The sequence below is a fragment of the Nocardia ninae NBRC 108245 genome, from assembly GCF_007990755.1.
Lineage (GTDB): Bacteria > Actinomycetota > Actinomycetes > Mycobacteriales > Mycobacteriaceae > Nocardia > Nocardia ninae.
The window spans coordinates 30,772-49,276 of sequence record NZ_BJXA01000022.1 but is presented as its reverse complement, the minus strand read 5'-3'; the positions used below and the strand labels follow the sequence as shown (position 1 = coordinate 49,276).

Annotated in this window: 19 protein-coding genes; 9 read left to right on the top strand and 10 right to left on the bottom strand. The window is 67.6% G+C overall.

Features of this window, described 5'->3' with window-relative positions; translation table 11 throughout:
* Nucleotides 1-29 precede the first annotated feature (29 nt).
* From NN4_RS17995 to NN4_RS17980, 4 genes are all read right to left on the bottom strand, one after another.
* Nucleotides 30-575: a thioredoxin family protein gene (locus NN4_RS17995; RefSeq protein ID WP_147132430.1), complete on the bottom strand. Its 546-nt coding sequence runs from the start codon at nucleotides 573-575 to the stop codon at nucleotides 30-32.
* A 142-nt stretch (nucleotides 576-717) separates the two neighbouring features.
* On the bottom strand, nucleotides 718-1,659 hold the full coding sequence (locus NN4_RS17990) for a threonine/serine dehydratase (RefSeq protein WP_147132427.1): 942 nt from the start codon (nucleotides 1,657-1,659) through the stop codon (nucleotides 718-720).
* A gap of 8 nt (nucleotides 1,660-1,667) precedes the next feature.
* Entirely contained in the window at nucleotides 1,668-3,059 is a 1,392-nt protein-coding gene (locus tag NN4_RS17985) for a bifunctional lysylphosphatidylglycerol flippase/synthetase MprF (RefSeq protein WP_147132424.1), read from the bottom strand.
* Nucleotides 3,060-3,271: 212 nt separating this feature from the next.
* Nucleotides 3,272-4,042 (bottom strand): dienelactone hydrolase family protein, encoded by a 771-nt coding sequence (locus NN4_RS17980; protein WP_147132421.1) that lies wholly within the window; start codon nucleotides 4,040-4,042, stop codon nucleotides 3,272-3,274.
* A gap of 393 nt (nucleotides 4,043-4,435) precedes the next feature.
* Between NN4_RS17980 and NN4_RS17975 the strand changes: the two genes are divergently transcribed.
* Both NN4_RS17975 and NN4_RS17970 read left to right on the top strand, forming a co-directional pair.
* Nucleotides 4,436-4,774, top strand: a complete 339-nt coding sequence (locus NN4_RS17975) for a hypothetical protein (protein WP_147132418.1) — start codon at nucleotides 4,436-4,438, stop codon at nucleotides 4,772-4,774.
* Between the two features lie 106 nt (nucleotides 4,775-4,880).
* Nucleotides 4,881-5,615: a helix-turn-helix transcriptional regulator gene (locus tag NN4_RS17970; protein ID WP_147132415.1), complete on the top strand. Its 735-nt coding sequence runs from the start codon at nucleotides 4,881-4,883 to the stop codon at nucleotides 5,613-5,615.
* Nucleotides 5,616-5,646: 31 nt separating this feature from the next.
* Here the strand turns inward: NN4_RS17970 and NN4_RS17965 are convergent, their stop codons facing one another.
* From NN4_RS17965 to NN4_RS17955, 3 genes are all read right to left on the bottom strand, one after another.
* Complete coding sequence (locus NN4_RS17965; protein WP_147132412.1) at nucleotides 5,647-6,048, bottom strand: VOC family protein; 402 nt, start codon at nucleotides 6,046-6,048, stop codon at nucleotides 5,647-5,649.
* Between the two features lie 54 nt (nucleotides 6,049-6,102).
* The gene (locus tag NN4_RS17960; protein ID WP_147132409.1) at nucleotides 6,103-6,516 is read right to left on the bottom strand and encodes an arsenate reductase ArsC; all 414 of its coding nucleotides are present in this window, start codon (nucleotides 6,514-6,516) and stop codon (nucleotides 6,103-6,105) included.
* A gap of 527 nt (nucleotides 6,517-7,043) precedes the next feature.
* Nucleotides 7,044-7,955, bottom strand: coding sequence for an oxygenase MpaB family protein (locus NN4_RS17955; RefSeq protein ID WP_147132406.1), 912 nt, complete (start codon nucleotides 7,953-7,955; stop codon nucleotides 7,044-7,046).
* A 188-nt stretch (nucleotides 7,956-8,143) separates the two neighbouring features.
* Between NN4_RS17955 and NN4_RS17950 the strand changes: the two genes are divergently transcribed.
* Complete coding sequence (locus NN4_RS17950; RefSeq protein WP_147132404.1) at nucleotides 8,144-8,896, top strand: SIR2 family NAD-dependent protein deacylase; 753 nt, start codon at nucleotides 8,144-8,146, stop codon at nucleotides 8,894-8,896.
* A 6-nt stretch (nucleotides 8,897-8,902) separates the two neighbouring features.
* On the opposite strand, the gene NN4_RS17945 is transcribed toward NN4_RS17950, so the two are convergent.
* Nucleotides 8,903-10,201, bottom strand: a complete 1,299-nt coding sequence (locus NN4_RS17945) for a D-arabinono-1,4-lactone oxidase (RefSeq protein ID WP_147132401.1) — start codon at nucleotides 10,199-10,201, stop codon at nucleotides 8,903-8,905.
* A gap of 53 nt (nucleotides 10,202-10,254) precedes the next feature.
* On the bottom strand, nucleotides 10,255-10,926 hold the full coding sequence (locus NN4_RS17940; protein ID WP_147132398.1) for a TetR/AcrR family transcriptional regulator: 672 nt from the start codon (nucleotides 10,924-10,926) through the stop codon (nucleotides 10,255-10,257).
* Nucleotides 10,927-11,043: 117 nt separating this feature from the next.
* On the opposite strand from NN4_RS17940, the gene NN4_RS17935 reads away from it, so the two are divergent.
* Nucleotides 11,044-12,543, top strand: a complete 1,500-nt coding sequence (locus tag NN4_RS17935; RefSeq protein ID WP_147132395.1) for an MFS transporter — start codon at nucleotides 11,044-11,046, stop codon at nucleotides 12,541-12,543.
* A gap of 64 nt (nucleotides 12,544-12,607) precedes the next feature.
* On the opposite strand, the gene NN4_RS17930 is transcribed toward NN4_RS17935, so the two are convergent.
* Nucleotides 12,608-13,783, bottom strand: a complete 1,176-nt coding sequence (locus tag NN4_RS17930; protein ID WP_415842868.1) for a lipase family protein — start codon at nucleotides 13,781-13,783, stop codon at nucleotides 12,608-12,610.
* A 276-nt stretch (nucleotides 13,784-14,059) separates the two neighbouring features.
* Between NN4_RS17930 and crcB the strand changes: the two genes are divergently transcribed.
* The 5 genes from crcB to NN4_RS17905 are packed head-to-tail and all read left to right on the top strand — an operon-like array spanning nucleotide 14,060 to nucleotide 18,389.
* The gene (crcB, locus tag NN4_RS17925) at nucleotides 14,060-14,533 is read left to right on the top strand and encodes a fluoride efflux transporter CrcB (RefSeq protein WP_308633329.1); all 474 of its coding nucleotides are present in this window, start codon (nucleotides 14,060-14,062) and stop codon (nucleotides 14,531-14,533) included.
* Nucleotides 14,530-14,874 carry a DUF190 domain-containing protein gene (locus tag NN4_RS17920; protein WP_246180932.1) on the top strand — a complete coding sequence of 115 codons (345 nt, stop codon included), beginning with the start codon at nucleotides 14,530-14,532 and terminating at the stop codon, nucleotides 14,872-14,874. The genes crcB and NN4_RS17920 overlap by 4 nt, the downstream gene beginning before the upstream one ends.
* The gene (locus tag NN4_RS17915; protein WP_107658790.1) at nucleotides 14,871-15,233 is read left to right on the top strand and encodes a fluoride efflux transporter FluC; all 363 of its coding nucleotides are present in this window, start codon (nucleotides 14,871-14,873) and stop codon (nucleotides 15,231-15,233) included. The genes NN4_RS17920 and NN4_RS17915 overlap by 4 nt, the downstream gene beginning before the upstream one ends.
* Before the next feature lie 47 nt (nucleotides 15,234-15,280).
* Entirely contained in the window at nucleotides 15,281-16,921 is a 1,641-nt protein-coding gene (pgm, locus tag NN4_RS17910) for a phosphoglucomutase (alpha-D-glucose-1,6-bisphosphate-dependent) (protein WP_107658789.1), read from the top strand.
* Nucleotides 16,914-18,389, top strand: coding sequence for an MFS transporter (locus NN4_RS17905; protein WP_308633328.1), 1,476 nt, complete (start codon nucleotides 16,914-16,916; stop codon nucleotides 18,387-18,389). Before pgm ends, NN4_RS17905 begins: the two co-directional genes overlap by 8 nt.
* Nucleotides 18,390-18,505: the final 116 nt, after the last annotated feature.

Sequence of the window (18,505 nt, the reverse complement as noted above, 5' to 3'; positions counted from 1 at the left end):
CCTACTCGGCGCCGCTTGTCGCGGGTGTTTCAGCCGGTCCGCCACTTGATCGAGCAGCCCATGCTGGGCCGGTGTGGTTCCGGCACCGGCTTCCCGTCCAGCACGGTTTCGATCGCGGCCCGTAAATCGTTGCCGGTCAACGGCTTACCGTTACCGGGCGTGGATTCGTCGAAGGCGCCGCGGTAGGCGAGCGCGAGGGACGCGTCGTAGAGGAAGAAGTCGGGCGTGCACGCGGCCTGGAAGGCGCGGCCGACCTCCTGCGACTCATCGATCAGGTAGGGGAACGTCCAACCTGCGCGAATAGCCTGGTCCCGCAGGTGGACCGGGGCGTCGTCGGGGTAAGCGGCTGCGTCGTTGGTGCAGACCGCCACAGTCGGTACGGGCAGCGAGTCGACGAGCGCGCCGAGCGCCGACTCGAGATGCTTGACGTAGGGGCAGTGGTTCGATGCGAAGACGACCAGCAGACCGCGCCCGTTTTCGAAGTCCGCGCGCGAGTGCGTCTGCTGATCGAGGTCGGGCAGGGTGAAGTCCGGTGCCGGGGTACCGAGGGGAACCATGCGGGATGCGAGCGCCATGGAAGTGCTTCCGTCGGGATCGAAGACGGTACGAGCGTAGCGCCGCGCGCTGGTGTTCGCCGGAAATCTGAGGGAGCAACGGTCGTCCGCAGCGTCTTCGGTCGCGCGACCGACGGCCTGGGACCGAGTGGAGTAGTGGCGCCTATGTCACCAGATCCGACGGGTCGGTATTCGCACCACACGCTACGACGCACACCTGCTCGCCGGGCTCGGGCCGGTAAGCGGGCTGATCGCCGAACACCGCGGCAAGCGCTGTCGCGGCACCGTATTCGACGGCGAGGCGGCTGTCCTCCCAGCTGGCGCGGCGGGCCGCGACGATGTCCGCGTCGTCGACGAGCAGCGAGACGACGTCGTAGTTCTGCGCGGCATACAGCGCCAACTCGGTGGCGCGGCGCGCCCCGAGGGAGTCGGCGGCGATCGAATCGACGTCGGCGTCGACGAGCTGCCCAGCCTCGATCGACGCGTTGAGCGCACGGCAATACCTCGGCTCCACCGCGACCGTCCGTACGCCGTAATGAGCTGCGGCAGTGGCGACTCCGGCGAACAGGCCGCCACCACCGACGGCGACCACCACGGTGTCCAGCTCGGGCAGCTGCTGGTGGATCTCGGCCATCAGCGTGCCCGCACCCGCGGCGATGAGCGGATTGTCGTAGGCATGGGACAGCAAAGCGCCTGTCGTGGCGGCGAATTCGCGACTGGCCGCGAGTGCGTCGGCGTACTGCGTGCCGATCAGCGTGACCTCGGCGCCGTCGGAGCGCAGCCGGTCCACCTTCACCTTCGGCGCGGTGGTCGGCAGGAACACGGTGGCACGAACACCCTGTTCGCGGGCGGCCCACGCGCACGCCAATCCGGCGTTGCCGCCGGAGGCGATCGTCACACCCGCATCCGGCAGCGTGCCGTTCTCCTGGTGTGTCAGTAGGAAATTCAGCGCGCCGCGCGCCTTGAAGCTGCCGGTGTGCTGCATCAACTCCAGGGCCAACCACAACTGTCCCGCGCCGTCGTCGGCGGAGGCGACGGCAACCGGCCGAACCCGGCCGGTCACCCGGGCGACGGCGGCTTTGATATCGGTGTGCGTCAGTTCCATCGGCTTCCTCAGTGTTCGCGGCGGTGCGGTGCGAATTCCAGGGTAAGCAGCGCGGCGGCGGCGATGACGACCTCGCGCCAGCGGATCAGCACATACCGCTGGTCCGACAGCGCGTGGAATTTGCGCAGGAATCGGTACAGCGACTCCAGCCGGATCAGCGGATCACCGAGGTGCACAAGCACATAGATGAGCTTCGCGGTGCGTGACTTGTGCTTGTCGGCGAAGAGCTCGGGAAAAGGCGCGAACGCCAATGAGATCCGGTGGATGTCGTGCTCGCGGGCGTAGTCGACCAGGTCGATGATCATCCGCTCGTCCAGGCCGTTCGGGGCATCTTTGCGCCGCCACGGCACGTCGAGGCTCAGCTCCCGGCCGCGGTTGGACATGCCGTAACGCTGGAAGCCGGACAGCGTGCCGTCCGCGTCCTTGGCCATGACCACCAGCATGTTCGGATTCCGCCCGTCCAGCAGGTGGTCGAGGATCATCGAGAAGCCGCGCGTCTGCCTGCCCCTGCCCCATTCGTCGACGATGGCGAGCAAGCCGTCGCGTTGCTGATCGGTGAGGGCGGACTCGTCCACGATCTCGGTGGCGACACCGAAATTGCGGGTGCGGCTGACGGCTTGGCGCAGATTGCGATAGTGCCTGCCGACCATGGCGAAGTCGTCCACCTCGATCACCACGTCGCGGCCGATCGGGACGGCATGCAGCCCACGGTGTTCCAGCGCGCGCCGCCGCCACAGCTCGGCCAGCGCCGGACTGGCGCCGAGCACCGCGACGCGCCAGCCCTGGTTGATCGCGAAATCGGAGAACTCCGTGAGCAGTTCGGGGAACGCCGCGCGGTCACCGATCGGATCCCCCGCCACCACGGCGATGCCGAAGCGGGTCCGGTAGCCGATCGCCGCGGTCGAATTCGCGTTGAAGAAATAGGTTTTCGAGGAGTGCAGCGCGAACGGAGCGAGCGGGTCGCGTTCGGTGCGGCCGACCAGTTCGGCGACGCGATAGAGCTGTTCGGGCTGCGGCTTGCTCGACTGCGGCAGCACCAGGATGAAACCGCTGGCGGCGAGCAGCACGAAGCCGTAGGAGGGATGTTGCGCGCGGTAGGCGAGATGGGCGATCGCCAGCACCAAGATGGCGACCGTGAAGTGCGGCAGGGTGATCGGGCGCCGCAGATGCAGGCCGCGGGCCACGAAGACGCCGGCCACCGCGATACCGAGGAACCACGCGTGATCGGGCCCCTCCTGCGCCGCCGGATGCGCCGCGTACACCAGTAGCACGCTGACGATCAGTGCGACGCCGATGAAGACAGGCCGGGTCGTGGTGGTGGTCGTGAGGGCAGCTTGGCGGTACCCGGTAAAGGCCGAGTAGCGCTGCGTCGCGGCGGCCGCGCCCCGTTCGTCAGCCACGCGGATACTCCGCCCCGCCGTCGCGTTCCTCCATCCACACCAGCTCGGCCATGTGGTCCTCCCGATGATCGCCTGCCGACAACACTATGCGGAACCAGCGGTTCCGGGGATAACGCCCCCCGTAAACCGGCCGGTCGGTCGTGTGACGGCACAGTCCGGCCCGTGGCTGGAGTCGATACCGCCTCCAGCCGAAACATCGGATGATAGGGCCTTTATTCCGCGTCGAAGGCGCGACGGAGCAACGCCAGGAGATCGTGCAGGTGACGCTGATATGCGTCCTCCTGGTAGACGGGCGTATCCCGCATGGTGAAACCGTGTGCGGCGTCCGGATACGTGACCGACGTGTAGCGCACGCCGGCCTTGTCGAGGGCCTCTTCGAGATGGGCGATCTGCTCCGGCGGCATGGACGAGTCGTGGTCGGCGTGCGCGATGAACAGTTCGGCGGTGATGTCGGCCGCGTTGTGGTGCGGGCTGTCCGGCCGGTCGTCGGCGGCGAGGAAACCACCGTGGAAGCTGGCCGCGGCGGCCACCTGTGCACCGAATGTCGCCGCGGTGCGCAGGGCGAGCCTGCCGCCCATGCAGTAGCCCGTCGTCGCGAGCGCCCCCGGCGCCACCAGCTCGTTGCCGGACAGCCAGGTGAGGTAGCCGTGCGCGTCCTGCATGGCCTTGTCGGGGGTGAGGGCTTCGCGTATCGGAGCCAACGCGGTGAAGAACTCCGCCTGGGCCTCCGGCTCGCCGAAGTCGGGCATGGGCAGGACCGGTGCGCGACCGGACCGGTAGAAGATGTTCGGCGCGAGCACGGCGAATCCGTGCGCCGCAATGGTTTCCACCATCTCGCGCAACCACGGCCGCAGGCCGAACGCATCGGGGTAGAACAGCAGACCCGGATGCCTCGCGCCGTCGTCGGGATGGGCGAAGTAGGCCTCGGCGGTGCCGTCGGGCAGGGAAATTTCGACCGCGTGGAACACGACAGGTGAAGTCATCAGGCGAGTCTCCGTGGGTAATGCGGACAACGAACGAGCCAACATTACTCCGGCAAATTACCGAATAAATTGGCGGTTTTCGGGCGCGTGTAGTCTCCATTCGACTCCGAAGTTGTCATGCTCTGTCTATTGGCGGCGTGCACGTGGTCAGGATGCGCACACCGCGGTGTTCGATCGCTGATCCGTACCAATCGCCTGGAGAGTGGGCGCGACGAGAGGGTTTGACCTGTGAAACTGATCTGGGTGTTGGTTCCGGCGCTGGTCGCACTCGTAGCGGGGTGCTCCGACGACAAGTCGGCGAGCCAAGAATCGACTTCCTCGAGTAACGCGGCGACCTCCAGTTCGCCCGAGACCACACCGGCTTCCGGCGACGACAGCGAAACCGGCGGCGGCGTGCGGATCGCGCTCGGCGAGACCAAAAAAGTCGCCGTACCCGCCGACGCCGTGATGGATATTCGGGTGCCCGCCGACTGGGGACAGGCCGCAAATGAGTTGCGCTGCACGGTGGTCGACAGTTCCGGCCGGAACGAAGACTTGCGGTCCTCGGACGTGAAAAAGACCGAATCGGTGAATGGCAAGGACTGGATGACGGTGTGGACGTTTTCCGCGGCGCCGATCGGTGATGTCACGGTCGGCTGCAAGGATCCGGAATCGAAAATCGCTGCCGCGCATCCCGACGCGTTCGTGCGCGTCGTCCCGCGCGGGGTGATGCCGGTTCCCGCCCAGCGCTGACCCGGTTTCCGGCACCCGCGGGCGGACAGTGCCTACAGGTGACTTCGGGCACGGGATCACGTCGCCGACAGCAAAGCGTGTCAGGGGGCGGAGGTAGCGTCGAGGAGTGGATGGGTCCTGGGATGGGGGGTATCGGGAGCGGCCGTCGCGGTTCGAGCGGGCGGTGGTGTGGACGCGCGCGGTGACCGACGCGGACACCGCGCTGCCCGTGTTGCCGGACGGCTGCATCGACCTGCTGTGGGTGGACGGGGCGTTGGTGGTCGCCGGACCGGACACGCGAGCTTTCCGGCCGAGTGCGGCGATCGGGACACGGTACGTCGGGCTTCGGTTCGCGCCGGGGACCGCACCCGCGTTGCTCGGAGTGCCCGCACACGAATTGCGGGACCAGCGGATCGAACTCGCCGATGTCTGGGCCTCGGGGACGGTACGCCGGCTGACCGAGCAACTCGGGGCAGCCGACGATCCGGTCGCCGCGCTGGAACAGATCGCGCTGCGGCGGGCAGCCGAGGTGGCGCCCCCCGATCCGGTACTGCCGAAGGTGGTCGCGGCGTTGGACGCGGGCTGGTCGGTGGCGGCGACCGCCGAGGCAGCAGGGCTGAATGCCCGGCTGCTGCACCGGCGTTCGCTGGCCGCGTTCGGGTATGGACCCAAGACCCTGGCTCGGGTGCTGCGCATGCAACGGGCGCTGGCGCTGGCGCGTCGTGGCATGTCGTTCGCCGATATCGCGGTGTCGACCGGGTTCGCGGACCAAGCTCATCTGGCGCGAGAGATGCGTGATCTCGCGGGAATGCCATTGGGGCAGGTACTGAGTCGGTCTGCCGAGGCGTCGCTGGTCGGCTGACCGCCGAGGTGCCCTGCCCCGCGGCGGCTGCTCAGTCGGTGGCCGGAAGCGGGGCGTAGAGGTCGATGCCGTTACCGTCCGGATCCAGGACCACGGCGTAGCGCTGCCCCCAGAACGCATCCCATGGCTTCATCTCACCGTCGTAGCCGGCCTCGATGAAGGTGGCGTAGACGGAGTCGACCTCGTCCGGGTCGGCGCAGCGGAAGGCGAGTCCGATGCGACCCGCGCTGCTCGGGGGTTCCCAGTCGGCATGGAACGACTTGATGGTGGCCTCGGTGTCGAGGGCCAGCCGGAAACCGTTGGGCAGGGCCGCTTCGGCGTGCGGCGCTTCTTCGGAACCTGCGGGGAAGTCGAGGCCTAGGCGGCGGTAGAAGGCGACCGAGGCGCTCATATCGGTGACAACAATGCCGATGACGTCGAGTTGTGGAGTCATACCCGCACGGTAGTCAGCCGCGCCCGCCGCGGTCTTGAACGAATCGGACAGCGATCAGCGGGCCAGCGCGGGGACGAGTTCGGCGATCAGGTTTTCCACCAGGATCCGGATGCGGTCGCGGATGGTGCGGACCACGTCGATGGTCTGGCCGGACGGATCGGGGAGCACCCAGTCGCGGTAGCTGATGCCGGGGAAGAACGGGCAGGCGTCACCGCAGCCCATGGTGACCACCACATCGGAGATGCCGACCGCGTCCATCGTCAGCGGCTTCGGGGTGTGGCCGGAGATGTCGATGCCGACCTCCGCCATCGCAGCGACCGCCGTCGGGTTGAGCGTGGCGGCAGGCGCGCTGCCCGCGGTGCGGACCTCGATCCGGTCGCCGGCGAGCGCGTTGAGAAACCCGGCGGCCATCTGCGATCTGCCCGCGTTGTGCACGCAGAGGAACAGCACGCTGGGCTTGTGCGGCATAGAAGCGCCTTTCGATGAGCGGAGCCGAGCAGGGTGTCTGTGCTGCCAGATAAGGGTTATCCGGCGTGTTGGGGCCGAAACGCTGTCGAAGCGTACGGGATACGTATACCAGCGCGGCGAAGATCGTTACTGCGGACAGGTGCTCGTCCGCATTGACACCTGTTGCGGGCCGGTCCCTTTATAGGTGCTTCGTCGTGAAAAACGTTGTTACGCAGCGGCTATGGGGAGCGTCGTCGATCTGCGCGGTGTACTGCGCGTTCGGTGTGAGCGGAGACCGCTTTCGGACTGGACGGTTTGTCGTAGCTGTGTGGTCCCGCTCGGGCGGGCTGAACGAGGTCTGCTGAGAGTTGTTGGCGCACAAGAGCTTATGGCTGCCGGAATGCGGACATTCATACTGGTCGGTATCTGGTGCTATCTCCGAGTGGGCGAGCTATCGCATCGCAAGATTTGCGAGTTCACGAAAGTCTTTGCTGCACAGCAAAAGGCGCTGCGGCCAAACCTGCCGCAGCGCCCGTCGACGGGAACGTTCAGATCGGACGGAAGTCGATCATCTTGCGCAGCCGCGCCCGATCCCGCTCGAGCCGCCGCGCCTCATAGGCGATCGGGAAGTATCGCACGCGTTCCGGCAGCATCGGCACGGCCCGGGCGAGCACCCAACCGAGCGCTCGCAGCTTGCGCTCATCGGACTCGCTCCAGGTCAGCCCGAGCTTGCGCCGGGCGACCTCGGGCGTCGTGCCGACGGTCACGAAGTACTGCATCCGCCCGATCGGGGCGACGGCGCGGCGCCAGAGCGGCGCGAAAACGCGCGGCAACTGCTTCGGCGGCGCGACGGACCGGATCACCCGCAGATAGTCGCGGGCGGTGCCGGTGGCTTCCAGGTGGTTCGCCACCATGTCGGCGAAGAACGTCTCGAACTCGGCGTAGCTCGCCGGAATCTCCTTGGGCGCCACCGAGAAGTTGCGCATCAGCTGCACCATCTCGTGGTAGACCGCCTCTTTCTCCGCCGAGGAGAGCGGGTTGCGGGCGAAGTACTTCGCGTTCTCGGCGAAGGCGAACGTGCCGGTGTGTAACACCCAGGCCCACGGTCCCGAGGACAGTGCCGTGTGCCGGACGCCGTGCGCGTCGGTGGTGTTGAGCGAGGCGTGCATGGTGCGCAGCCGCTCGGCCTCGGCGAGGGCCTCCTCGCCGCCGTAGATCCACATCATCACCGAGGCGATGCTGCGCAGTGCGCGGCCCATCGGGTCGGTGCGGAAGGTGGAGTGCTCGTCGACCACGGCCGAGATGCTCGGCTCCATGGTTTGCAGGAGGAAGGCCGAACCCGCGGTCAGCGAGAAGGTGATCAGTCCGGTCTCGTCCCACAGGCGGGTGCCCGGCGCGAACGGGCGCCGCGGCGGAAGCGATGGGGCGCTGGTGGATTCGAGGGCGGCGGACGCGGTCATCGTGATCTCCTTTGATCAGCACCTCTAAAGCGATGAGATGATAACTGTAACATTCTCTCATCGTCTTGCGTAGGGTGAATCGGGCCAGTGGTCCCGCGCTGTCGTGCGTTCCAGGCCCTGCGTCGGAGTCCCATCGAGTGCCCGGATGCCTCCGGCCGGACTTCGACACAGGACCTAGGCTCGGTGCTATGACGAGCGAGTGGCGCCGCCGCGACGGCCGCATCGGAGTGCTCACCGGGGCGGGCATCTCCACCGACTCCGGCATCCCCGACTTCCGCGGTCCGCGTGGGGTGTGGACGAAAGACCCGATCGCCGAACTGCTCTCGACCTACGACAACTATCTGGCCGACCCGGACCTGCGGCAACGCGCGTGGCTGGCCCGGCGCGACAACCCGGCCTGGCAGGCGCGCCCCAATGCCGCGCACACCGCGCTGGCCGAATTGGCGCAGGCTGGACGCGCGGTCACCATCATCACTCAGAACATCGACCGCCTGCACCAGCGTGCCGGCTTCCCGGACGACCGGGTGATCGAGATCCACGGCAACATGTTCGAGGTGGTCTGCGTCGAATGCGTCTACCAGACGACCATGGCCGCGACGCTCGATCGGGTCGCGGCGGGCGAGGTGGATCCGCCGTGCCCGGACTGCGGCGGCGTGCTGAAATCGGCGACCATCATGTTCGGCCAGCAGATGGACCGCCGCACCATGATGAAGGCCATGCTCACCGCGCAGACCAGCGAGATCTTCCTGGCGATCGGCAGTTCGCTCCAGGTCGAGCCCGCGGCCTCGATGTGCGCGATCGCGGTGGAGAACGGGGCCGATCTGATCATCGTGAACGCCGAACCCACGCCGTACGACTCGATGGCCACCGAGATCGTCCGCGAACCCATCGGCACCGCCGTGCCACGGCTGGTCGCCGAGATCCTGGATGGCGGCGCCTGACTCGGATCAGTCGACCGGGCCGAGAACGCGGTCCAAATAGCCATTGCTGAACCGGCCTTTCGGGTCGAATCGGCGGCGCACCTCGGCGAAGCGGTCCCAATCGGGGTAGCGCTCGCGCAGTGTGTCCGCGGTCTGGAAATGCCGTTTGCCCCAGTGCGGCCGGCCGTTGTACTTGTCGAACACGGCCTCGCAGGCCCGGAAGTACGCCTCGAAGGCCATGCCCCGGTACTGGTGCACGGCGATATAACAGGTGTCGCGCCCGGTGGCGGGGGAGAGGAACGCGTCGTCGGGCGCGACCCAGCGGACCTCGATCGGCATCGGCGTATCGAATCTCGTGGATAGCTCTTTGATCTCACGGATCGCCGCCGCGGAATGTTCCCGCGGGATCGCGTACTCCATCTCGGTGAAGCGAATCAGGCGCGGAGACGCGAAGACCCGGTAGGAGCGGTCGACCTGGCGGCGGTAGCTGCCCGCGTACGCCGCGCCCCGATGGATCAACGGCACCAGCCGCGGCTGCCAGCGGCCCAGCTTGCACAGCGCGTCGAAGGTGTAGTTCGACATCAGCATGTCGGCGAACCAGTCGACCGCTTTGCCGCGCGGCTGCTCGGCCAGCTCGACGGCGTTATTGCGCTTGGTCATCGCCACCGGGCTGTGCGCGAACATGTAGAACTCGTAGTGGTCGTTGGTATCGATATGGGAGTCCAGGTCGGCCAGGATGTCCTCGACGGGGACGGGCCGTTCGATCCCTTCGAGCACGAACGACGGCACCAGTTGCAGCGTCGCGGCGGTGACCACGCCCAGTGCGCCGACGCTGACCCTGGCCGCGCGCCAGCCCTCGGGATCGGTCTCGGCGTTCAGCTCGACCCGGCTGCCGTCGGCGAGCATCAGTTCGATGGAATGCAATGCGGCCGAGAGATTTTGCAGCGCGCCCCCGGTGCCGTGGGTCGCGGTGGCAGTGGCGCCCGCGACGGTCTGCACGTCGATATCGCCCAGGTTGGGGAAGGCGAGGCCGTGCTCGTGCAGGGCGTTGCTCGCGGCGTTGAGGGTGATGCCCGCTTCGACCCGGACGCGTCCGCTGGCCGCGTCCACATCGAGAACGCGATTGAGGTTGCGCAGGTCGAGCAGCATTCCATCGGTCAGCACGGCGTCGGTGAACGAATGTCCCGCGCCCGCGACACGCACGGTCTGACCGGCGTCACCAGCCCGGCCCAGCAGCTCGGCGACCTCGTCGGCGGTGCGCGGGGTGGCGATGGTCGCCGGCGCGCACTGTTGATCCCCAGCCCAGTTCACCCACGAGTTGGTCATGTGTCCAACTGTAGGGGATCGGTGTGTGATCTGCGCTACCTATAACGCAGTTGTTACCTTCGGCGGCCTCCGCACGCGCCCTTGGCCTGCTCTACCTCGGAGTCGTTCAGTGGCGGCACCAGCAGCTGCTGAGGCGGGGTGCCCTCGGCGCGCACGCCGTTGAGGACGATCGCCATGTAGCGCTGCCAGACGTCCGGGTTCACCGGCCTGGCGAACTCGGCGATGCCGTCGACCATGTGGATCAGCGCGAAGAAGTCCGACGGCTCGATGCCCGGGGCGAGCACGCCCGCCTCGCGGGCTCTGTCCACAATCGCCGTGACGGTCGGCTTGATCCGGTCGCGGACGACGACGAACCGGTCGATGTCGTCCTCCAACTCGAGCATCACCTCGCTGAAGCCCCGGTTCTTCGCCATGTGTCTGCAGGCATATTCGAAGAACTCGACGAGTCCGAACCAGGGATCGGGGTGCCGGTAGGCGGCGTCGGCCGCCTCGGCGAACTCGCCGATGCTCTGCTCGAAGACCTCGGTGATCAGTTCCTTCTTGTTGGCGAAGCGGCGGTAGACGGTGCCGACGCCGACGCCCGCCCGTTCGGCGACGTCATCGAGGGTGATCTCGAGTCCGTGATCGGCGAAGAGCTCGCGCGCGGCGGCGATGATCCGCTGCTGATTTCGCGCGGCGTCGGCACGCAGGCGGCGGGGAGGAGATACGGCCGTGGCGTGATTCACACCCACATCCTATCAAGTATCGGGATTAAGCGGAGGCGTTATCTCCGTTATGGTGGTAGCTTCTAACGGTAACCGGAGGCGTCAACTCCGCATCAAACCTTGAGACAAAGGGGACAAATGACTACCACGTTCGACCGTGGGGCACCCGCCCCCGAAAAAACGGATCAGGGCCGTCGCGGCTCGCACGCCCTGCGTTGGTGGGTGCTCGCCGTTCTCGGCGTGGCGCAGCTCATGGTGGTGCTGGACGCCACCGTCGTCAATATCGCACTGCCTGCCGCGCAGCGCGACCTCGGCTTCAACGACGGCGACCGCCAGTGGGTGGTCACCGGTTACGCACTCGCGTTCGGCAGCCTGCTGCTGCTCGGCGGACGACTCAGTGACCTCTTCGGTCGCCGCAATACTTTCATTATCGGCCTGATCGGCTTCGCGGGGGCCTCCGCCGTCGGCGGCGCGGCAACCAGCTTCGAAATGCTGGTCGCGGCGCGCGTCGGGCAGGGTGTGTTCGGCGCGCTGCTGGCTCCGGCCGCACTGTCGCTGCTCACCGTGACCTTCACCGAACCGGGCGAACGGGCCAAGGCCTTCGGCATCTTCGGTGCGGTCGCCGGTGCGGGCGGCGCGATCGGCCTGCTGCTCGGCGGCATGCTCACCGAGTGGGCGAACTGGCGCTGGGTGATGTTCGTCAACCTGGCCTTCGCCGCCGTCGCGCTGATCGGCGCGGTGCTGCTGCTGGCCAAGCACGTCACCACCGATCGGCCCAAGCTCGACATCCCCGGCACCGTCGTGGTGACCGCGGCGCTGTTCGGCATCGTGTACGGCTTCTCGCACGCCGAATCGACCAGCTGGACCAACCCGGTGACGCTGAGCTTCCTCATCGGCGGCGCGGTGCTGCTCGCGGTGTTCGCTTGGCTGGAGACGCGGGTCAAGCACCCGCTGCTGCCGCTGCGCATCGTGCTGGACCGCACCCGCGGTGGATCGTTCCTGACCGTGTTCATCATGGGCATCGGTATGTTCGCGATCTTCCTGTTCCTCACCTACTACATGCAGCTGAGCATGGGCTACTCGCCGATCAAGACCGGCCTGGCGTTCCTGCCGATGGTCGCGGCGATGATCGTCTCGTCCACCACGGTGCCCTCGCTGGTGCTGCCCAAGGTCGGCCCGAAGGTCGTGATGGCAGGCGGCTTCCTGATCGCCGCGGGCGGTATGGCCTGGCTGACCCAGATCGGCCTGGACACCGGCTACACCTCGCACATCCTGCCCGCACTGATCCTGCTCGGCCTCGGCCTCGGTGGCGCGATGTCGACCGCGTTCCAGGGCGCGACCTCCGGGGTGCACCACGAGGACGCAGGCGTGGCCTCGGCCATGATCAACACCAGCCAGCAGGTCGGCGGCTCGATCGGCACGGCGCTGCTCAGCACCATCGCCGCCTCGGCAGCCACGAACTACCTGTCGACCCGCACGCCGGATCCGTTGACCGTGGCGCAATCCGCGGTGGAGAGCTACACCACCAGCTTCTGGTGGGCGACCGCGATCTTCGTGGTCGGCGCGGTGATCATGGCGGCGCTGATGCCGAACACGGTGCCGGAGCCGTCGGAAGGCGAGCCGGTGCTCGCGCACTGACGTTCCGCTCGAACGACACAACGCCCCCGTTCAACGGTGAACGGGGGCGTTGTGCTGTGTGCGATCAGCAGTTGCTCGAGGCCGGGAGGCCGGCGAAGCGGTCGCCGAGGTAGTTGAAGGCGCTCACCGATCCCGGGGCGATCGCGGTGCCGTGGTCGGCCCCGGGAATGATGTCGAGCTGGACGCGGACGCCCTCAGCGCAGTACCGGCCGGCAACTTCGCGCACCAGCTGCGGGGAGACCTGGTCGGAGCCGCCGTGCCACTCGTAGATCGGGGTGCGGGGGACGCCGGGGTAGATCTCGATGCTGTTCTCATGCAGGATGCGGACGACGGTGGGGTCGGCGTCCATCGGGCCGTTGAAGACATCGCTGAAGCTCTTGTTCGCACCGGCGTTGATGATCTCGTTGGTGCAGGCGTTGGCGATCTGGTCGCGCAAGGCGAAGCCGGCCGGGTTCAGGATCCGGTCCATCTGCAACTCGCCGGGGTATTCGCGCTCCAAACCGATGGCGGCCGCGAAGCCAAGTCCGAACAGCGGGCTCCGCTGCAACCCGACGTCCTGGGCCAGCTTGCCGATGTTCATCGGGACGCCGCCCTGGGCCGCGCCGACGATCGGCAGCTCCGGCGCGTATTCGGGGGCGAGGGCCGCCGCGAAGCCGGTCGCCATGCCACCACCGGAGTAACCCGCCATGCCGACCGGACTACCGGCGAGATCGGCTGGGCCGAAACGCTTTACGGCACGGATGCCGTCTAGGGTCAGCCTGCCGCCGAGGCGCGCGGCACCGTAGGCGCTGGTCGGTCCGAGATGATCGGGCACCGCGACCGCCCAGCCTCTGGCCAGCAGCAGGTTCAGTGCGGGCGCCTCCTGCATGGTGCCGTTGAAGATGCTGTGCGAGGGTGCGCACTGCATGCCGAGCGAATTGACGAACGGCTGATACGACACGATCGGCCTGCTCATGCCGCCACCTGGCGGCAGCAGCAGCGTGGTCACCGCGCCGATCGGTTCGTCGGCCGAGTTGGTCGACCGGTACAGCAGCTGCCAGGCCGTGGCACCGGGGAAACCGGCGGCAGGCACCGACCTGCTGCGCATCACGTCGCCCGGCTGGAAGTTGGCGACGTCCGGTGGCGCGTTGTAGAAGCCGTCGCCGTCGGCGGCCGGATAGAGGGGTGCGGCCCCCGCGGGGGCCAGGTGACCGAGCCCGGCCGCGGCCGTCGCGAGTGCCACGATCGAGAATCGACGCAGAGTCCGGCCGACGCCTAGGAGCCGTCTGCCGTGGGTTTGCTGATGCCCCGGTCGGCGACCTGCCGCCGTCTCCGGGTGCGCATTCGGTTGTGCCCGCTGTGCCGCCATCGTTGCTCCGACCTGAGTAAGTGGTGGGTGGAGACGACTTCGGCCAAACCTTCAGGCCATTCGTACGCGGAACTCGCGCGGATGTCAATGAACAACGCTGTTCGTAGGGTCTCGACATGCGGGGTCCGGCGGACCGTACCGCGCGGTCCAACCGATAACATTGCGCAGGTGGCGTTCGGCGCGGGAGATCAATGTGTGGGGCGCACCCCGGTGGTCGAACCGATGCTGCTCGCGGTGATCTCGATCGGCGGCGGCCTCGGCGCGGTGGCCCGCTACGGCCTCGGCGTGTGGTGGCCGGTGCGAGACGGACACGTCCCCTGGTCCACGCTCGCCGTAAATGTCGTGGGATGCTTTGCTATCGGGATTCTGATGGTTCTGAGCACCGAGGTGTGGGTAGCCCACAGACTGCTGCGTCCCTTTCTCGGCATCGGAGTGCTCGGCGGCTTCACCACGTTTTCCACCTACGGTCTCGAGATTCGTAGACTGCTCGAATCGGGCGCCGCGGTACCGGCGTTCGGCTATCTCGGGGGAACGGTGGTGGCGGCGCTGGGGGCCGTCGTGCTCGGCATGGGCCTGGCACGGTGGACAACTGGCATGGCTCGGCAGTCAACGGCAACGGCAGGACGGAAGGGGGCCAGGTGATCGGTGCAGCGGGACGGTGGCAGCCTGCGGCGCGGCTGACGGTGCTGCTCGACGAGGACGACAAATGGCGGCACACACCGCTGTACCACGAGATCGTCCGGCGCGCCCGCGACACCGGACTGGCCGGCGCGAGCGTGTGGCGCGGCATCGAAGGCTACGGCGCGTCCTCGCGCATCCACACCACCCGCATCCTGGACATGGCCGACCATCTGCCGCTGATACTGATGCTCGTCGACGAAGCCGACAGATTGCGTTCGTTCGTCGAGCAGAACACCGAACTGTTCACCACCATCAACGTCGCGCTCTCGCCACTGGAGCTGTGGCAGGGAGCCGCCCGATGACAGTCCTGCTCGTCGTGCTCGGCGGGATGCTCGGCGCGCCCGTTCGGTACCTCGTAGACCGTGTCGTATCAGCACGTTTCGATTCTCTGCTGCCGCTGGGCACGCTGACCGTTAACATTGTCGGTTCGGCGCTGCTCGGTGGATTGATCGGCGCGGGCGCGGGCAACTGGCTGCTGGCCGCCGCCGGTACGGGTTTCTGTGGCGCGCTGACCACGTTCAGCACGTTCGGCTACGAGACGATCCGGCTGGTGACGGACGGCGCTTACGCCTACGCCGTTGGCAACGTCGTGATCAGTGTCGTGGCCAGCCTGACCGCGGTCTTCGCCGCCGCGTCGACGACGCAGTGGTTGTGGACATGATCCTGATGACGAGCAGGGCACAGCCGATACGGAAGGGAGACCCGAGCATGGCCCATGATCGAGCCGGGCGTGTCGCGCGTCCCACCGACCTGGAAGACATCGCACATCTGGTCACGGCTTACTACAGCCGGATTCCGGATCCGACGGATCCGGCACAGCAGGTGGTTTTCGGCACGTCGGGACATCGCGGCTCCAGTCTGGACACCGCGTTCAACGAGGCGCACATCCTCGCGATCACCCAGTCGATCGTGGAATACCGTGCGACCCGCGGGATTACCGGGCCGGTGTATCTGGCCAGGGACACGCACGCGCTGTCCGAGCCCGCGCTGGTCACCGCGCTGGAGGTGCTCGCGGCCAACGACGTGACCGCGATGATCGACGCCCGCGACCGGTACACCCCGACGCCCGCGCTGAGTCATGCTGTGCTGCGCCACAATCGGGGCGGCACCAAGAACCAGGCCGACGGCATCGTGATCACCCCGTCGCACAACCCACCCCGCGACGGCGGCTTCAAATACAACCCGCCGCACGGCGGTCCGGCCGACAACACCGCGACCGACGCCATCGCCGCGCGCGCCAACGAGCTGCTGCGCAGCGGGCTCAGCGGGATCAAGCGCACCACGCTGCAACACGCGCTGGAGACCAACGTCCAGCGCTACGACTACCTCGACCACTACATCGCCGACCTGCCGAATGTGTTGAACCTGGACGCGATTCGCGGCGCGGGCATCCGGCTCGGCGCCGACCCGATGGGCGGCGCGAGCGTCGACTACTGGGAGGAGATCGGGCAGCGCTACGACCTCGAGCTCGAGGTCGTCAACCCGTTCGTCGACCCGACCTGGCGCTTCATGACGCTGGACAGCGACGGCAAGATCCGGATGGACCCGTCCTCGCGCTACGCGATGGCCTCGCTGATCGCGATCAAGGACGACTACGATCTGTCCACCGGCAACGACGCCGACGCGGACCGGCACGGCATCGTCACGCCCGACGGCGGGCTGATGAACCCGAATCACTTCCTCGCGGTCGCCATCGAGTATCTCGTCGCGAACCGGATGGGCTGGGACGCGCTCACCAAGATCGGCAAGACCGCCGTCACCTCGTCGATGATCGATCGGGTGGTCAGCGTGCTCGGCCGCGACGTGCACGAGGTGCCGGTCGGCTTCAAGTTCTTCGTGCCCGGATTGTTCAGCGGCAGCCTCGCTTTCGGCGGTGAGGAGAGCGCGGGCGCGTCGTTCCTGCGGATGGACGGCACCGTGTGGACCACCGACAAGGACGGCATCCTGCTCGCGCTGCTCGCCGCCGAGATCGCCGCGGTCACCGGCCAGAGCCCGTCGGCCCGCTACGTCGAACTCGAACGCCGCTACGGCAGTCCCGCCTACGCGCGGATCGACGCGGCCGCCACGACGGAACAGAAAGCGTTGCTCGGGAAGTTGACTCCGGACATGATCACCACCAAGGAGATCGCCGGTGAGCCCATCACGTCCGTGCTCACCAGGGCGAAGGGCAATGGCGCGCCGCTGGGCGGGCTCAAGGTGACCACCGAGAACGCGTGGTTCGCCGCCCGCCCGTCCGGCACCGAGGACAAATACAAGATCTACGCGGAATCGTTCCACGGCCCCGAGCACCTCGCGCAGGTGCAGGCGGCCGCGGAGGAAGTGGTGGGACAGGCGCTATCCGGTGAGTAGTAGATCGTCGGCAGTCGGCAAGGCCCGGTCCAACGGCCGGGCGGAGCCGCTGCCTATCGAGATCTGGGTGCTGGTCGGCGGTGCGTTCGTCATCGCCATCGGGTTCGGCCTGGTCGCACCGGTGCTACCGCAATTCGCTCGCAGCTTCGGGGTGGGTGTCGCGGCGGCGTCGGCGATCGTGAGTGCGTTCGCGTTGATGCGGTTGCTGTTCGCGCCGGTGAGTGGCCGGTTGGTGCAGAAGCTGGGGGAGCGCTCGGTCTATCTGGGCGGGCTGCTGATCGTCGCGGTGTCGACAGGCGCCAGCGCGTTGGCCCAAAGTTACTGGCAGCTGATGGTTTTGCGGTCGCTCGGCGGGATCGGGTCGACCATGTTCACGGTGTCGTCGCTGGCGCTGGTGATTCGGATGTCGCCGCCCGCCGCGCGCGGGCGGGTGTCCGGGTTGTGGTCGACCAGCTTTCTGATCGGGTCGGTCAGTGGGCCGCTGGTCGGCGGGGCGCTGTCCGGACTCGGCTTGCGGATGCCGTTCGTGATTTATGCGGTCGCCTTGCTCGCGGTGACCGTCGCTGTCTATCTGGCGCTGCGGAATTCGCAGCTGGCCGCGCCGGAACCCGTGGGCGGCGTGCGGATGATGTCGTTCGGGGAGGCGTGGGCGCGGCCGGAGTATCGGGCGGTGCTGTGGTCCAACTTCGCCAACGGGGCCGCGGTGTTCGGTGTGCGGATGGCGTTGGTGCCGTTGCTCGTGGTCGAGGTCCTGCATCAGACGCCGGGGATGGCCGGGGTGGCGTTGACCGTGTTCGCGGCGGGTAACGTCGCGGTGCTTTTCCTGGCGGGCCGCTATTCGGATCGCTGGGGGCGTAAACCGTTCTTGATCGTCGGGTCGCTGGTATGTGCGCTCGGCACGGCTGGTCTCGGCATCTCCGACACGTTGCCGTGGTTGCTCATCACCTCGTTCGTGGCCGGTCTCGGGGCCGGTATGTTCACGCCGACTCAGCAGGCTGCGGTCGCCGACATCATCGGTCCGAATGCCCGGGGTGGGCCGGTGCTCGCCGGGTTCCAGATGGCGGCGGATCTGGGCACCGTGCTCGGGCCGGTCGCGGTGGGTGCGCTGGCGCAGCAGGCGTCCTATGGGCTCGCGCTCGCGGTCACCGGCGCGCTGCTTGCGGTGGCGGCCCTCGGGTGGGCGGTGGTGCCCGAGCCGTTGCGTAAGCGCGAGGAGCCGGCGGGCAAGCGTGCGGACGAGGCGGGTGCCGAATGCGAGCATCTCTGCGGGCCGGACGGGGCCGATCATCAGTTGATGGCTCGCGATGCTCAGGTCGAGCATGCGGTGAACGATGCGGCGGGTGCGCCGGTGGCCGACAGTCCGGTGCCGGTCGAACCTGTTGTTGCCGAGGGGACTGGTGAACCCGGGCATGCGGTCCAGACAGAGGTGAATACCGAACCGACTTCGCGCAACTCGATCGCGCGGTAGCTGACCGGGGCCGCGGGGTCTACCAGCGGTGCCGCGGAATGCCGAACCGGCTGCCGGGGCAGCGAGTCGACTGCTCATGTCCGCACGTGCGACGGGTGGGGCGGCATCGCCGAGGC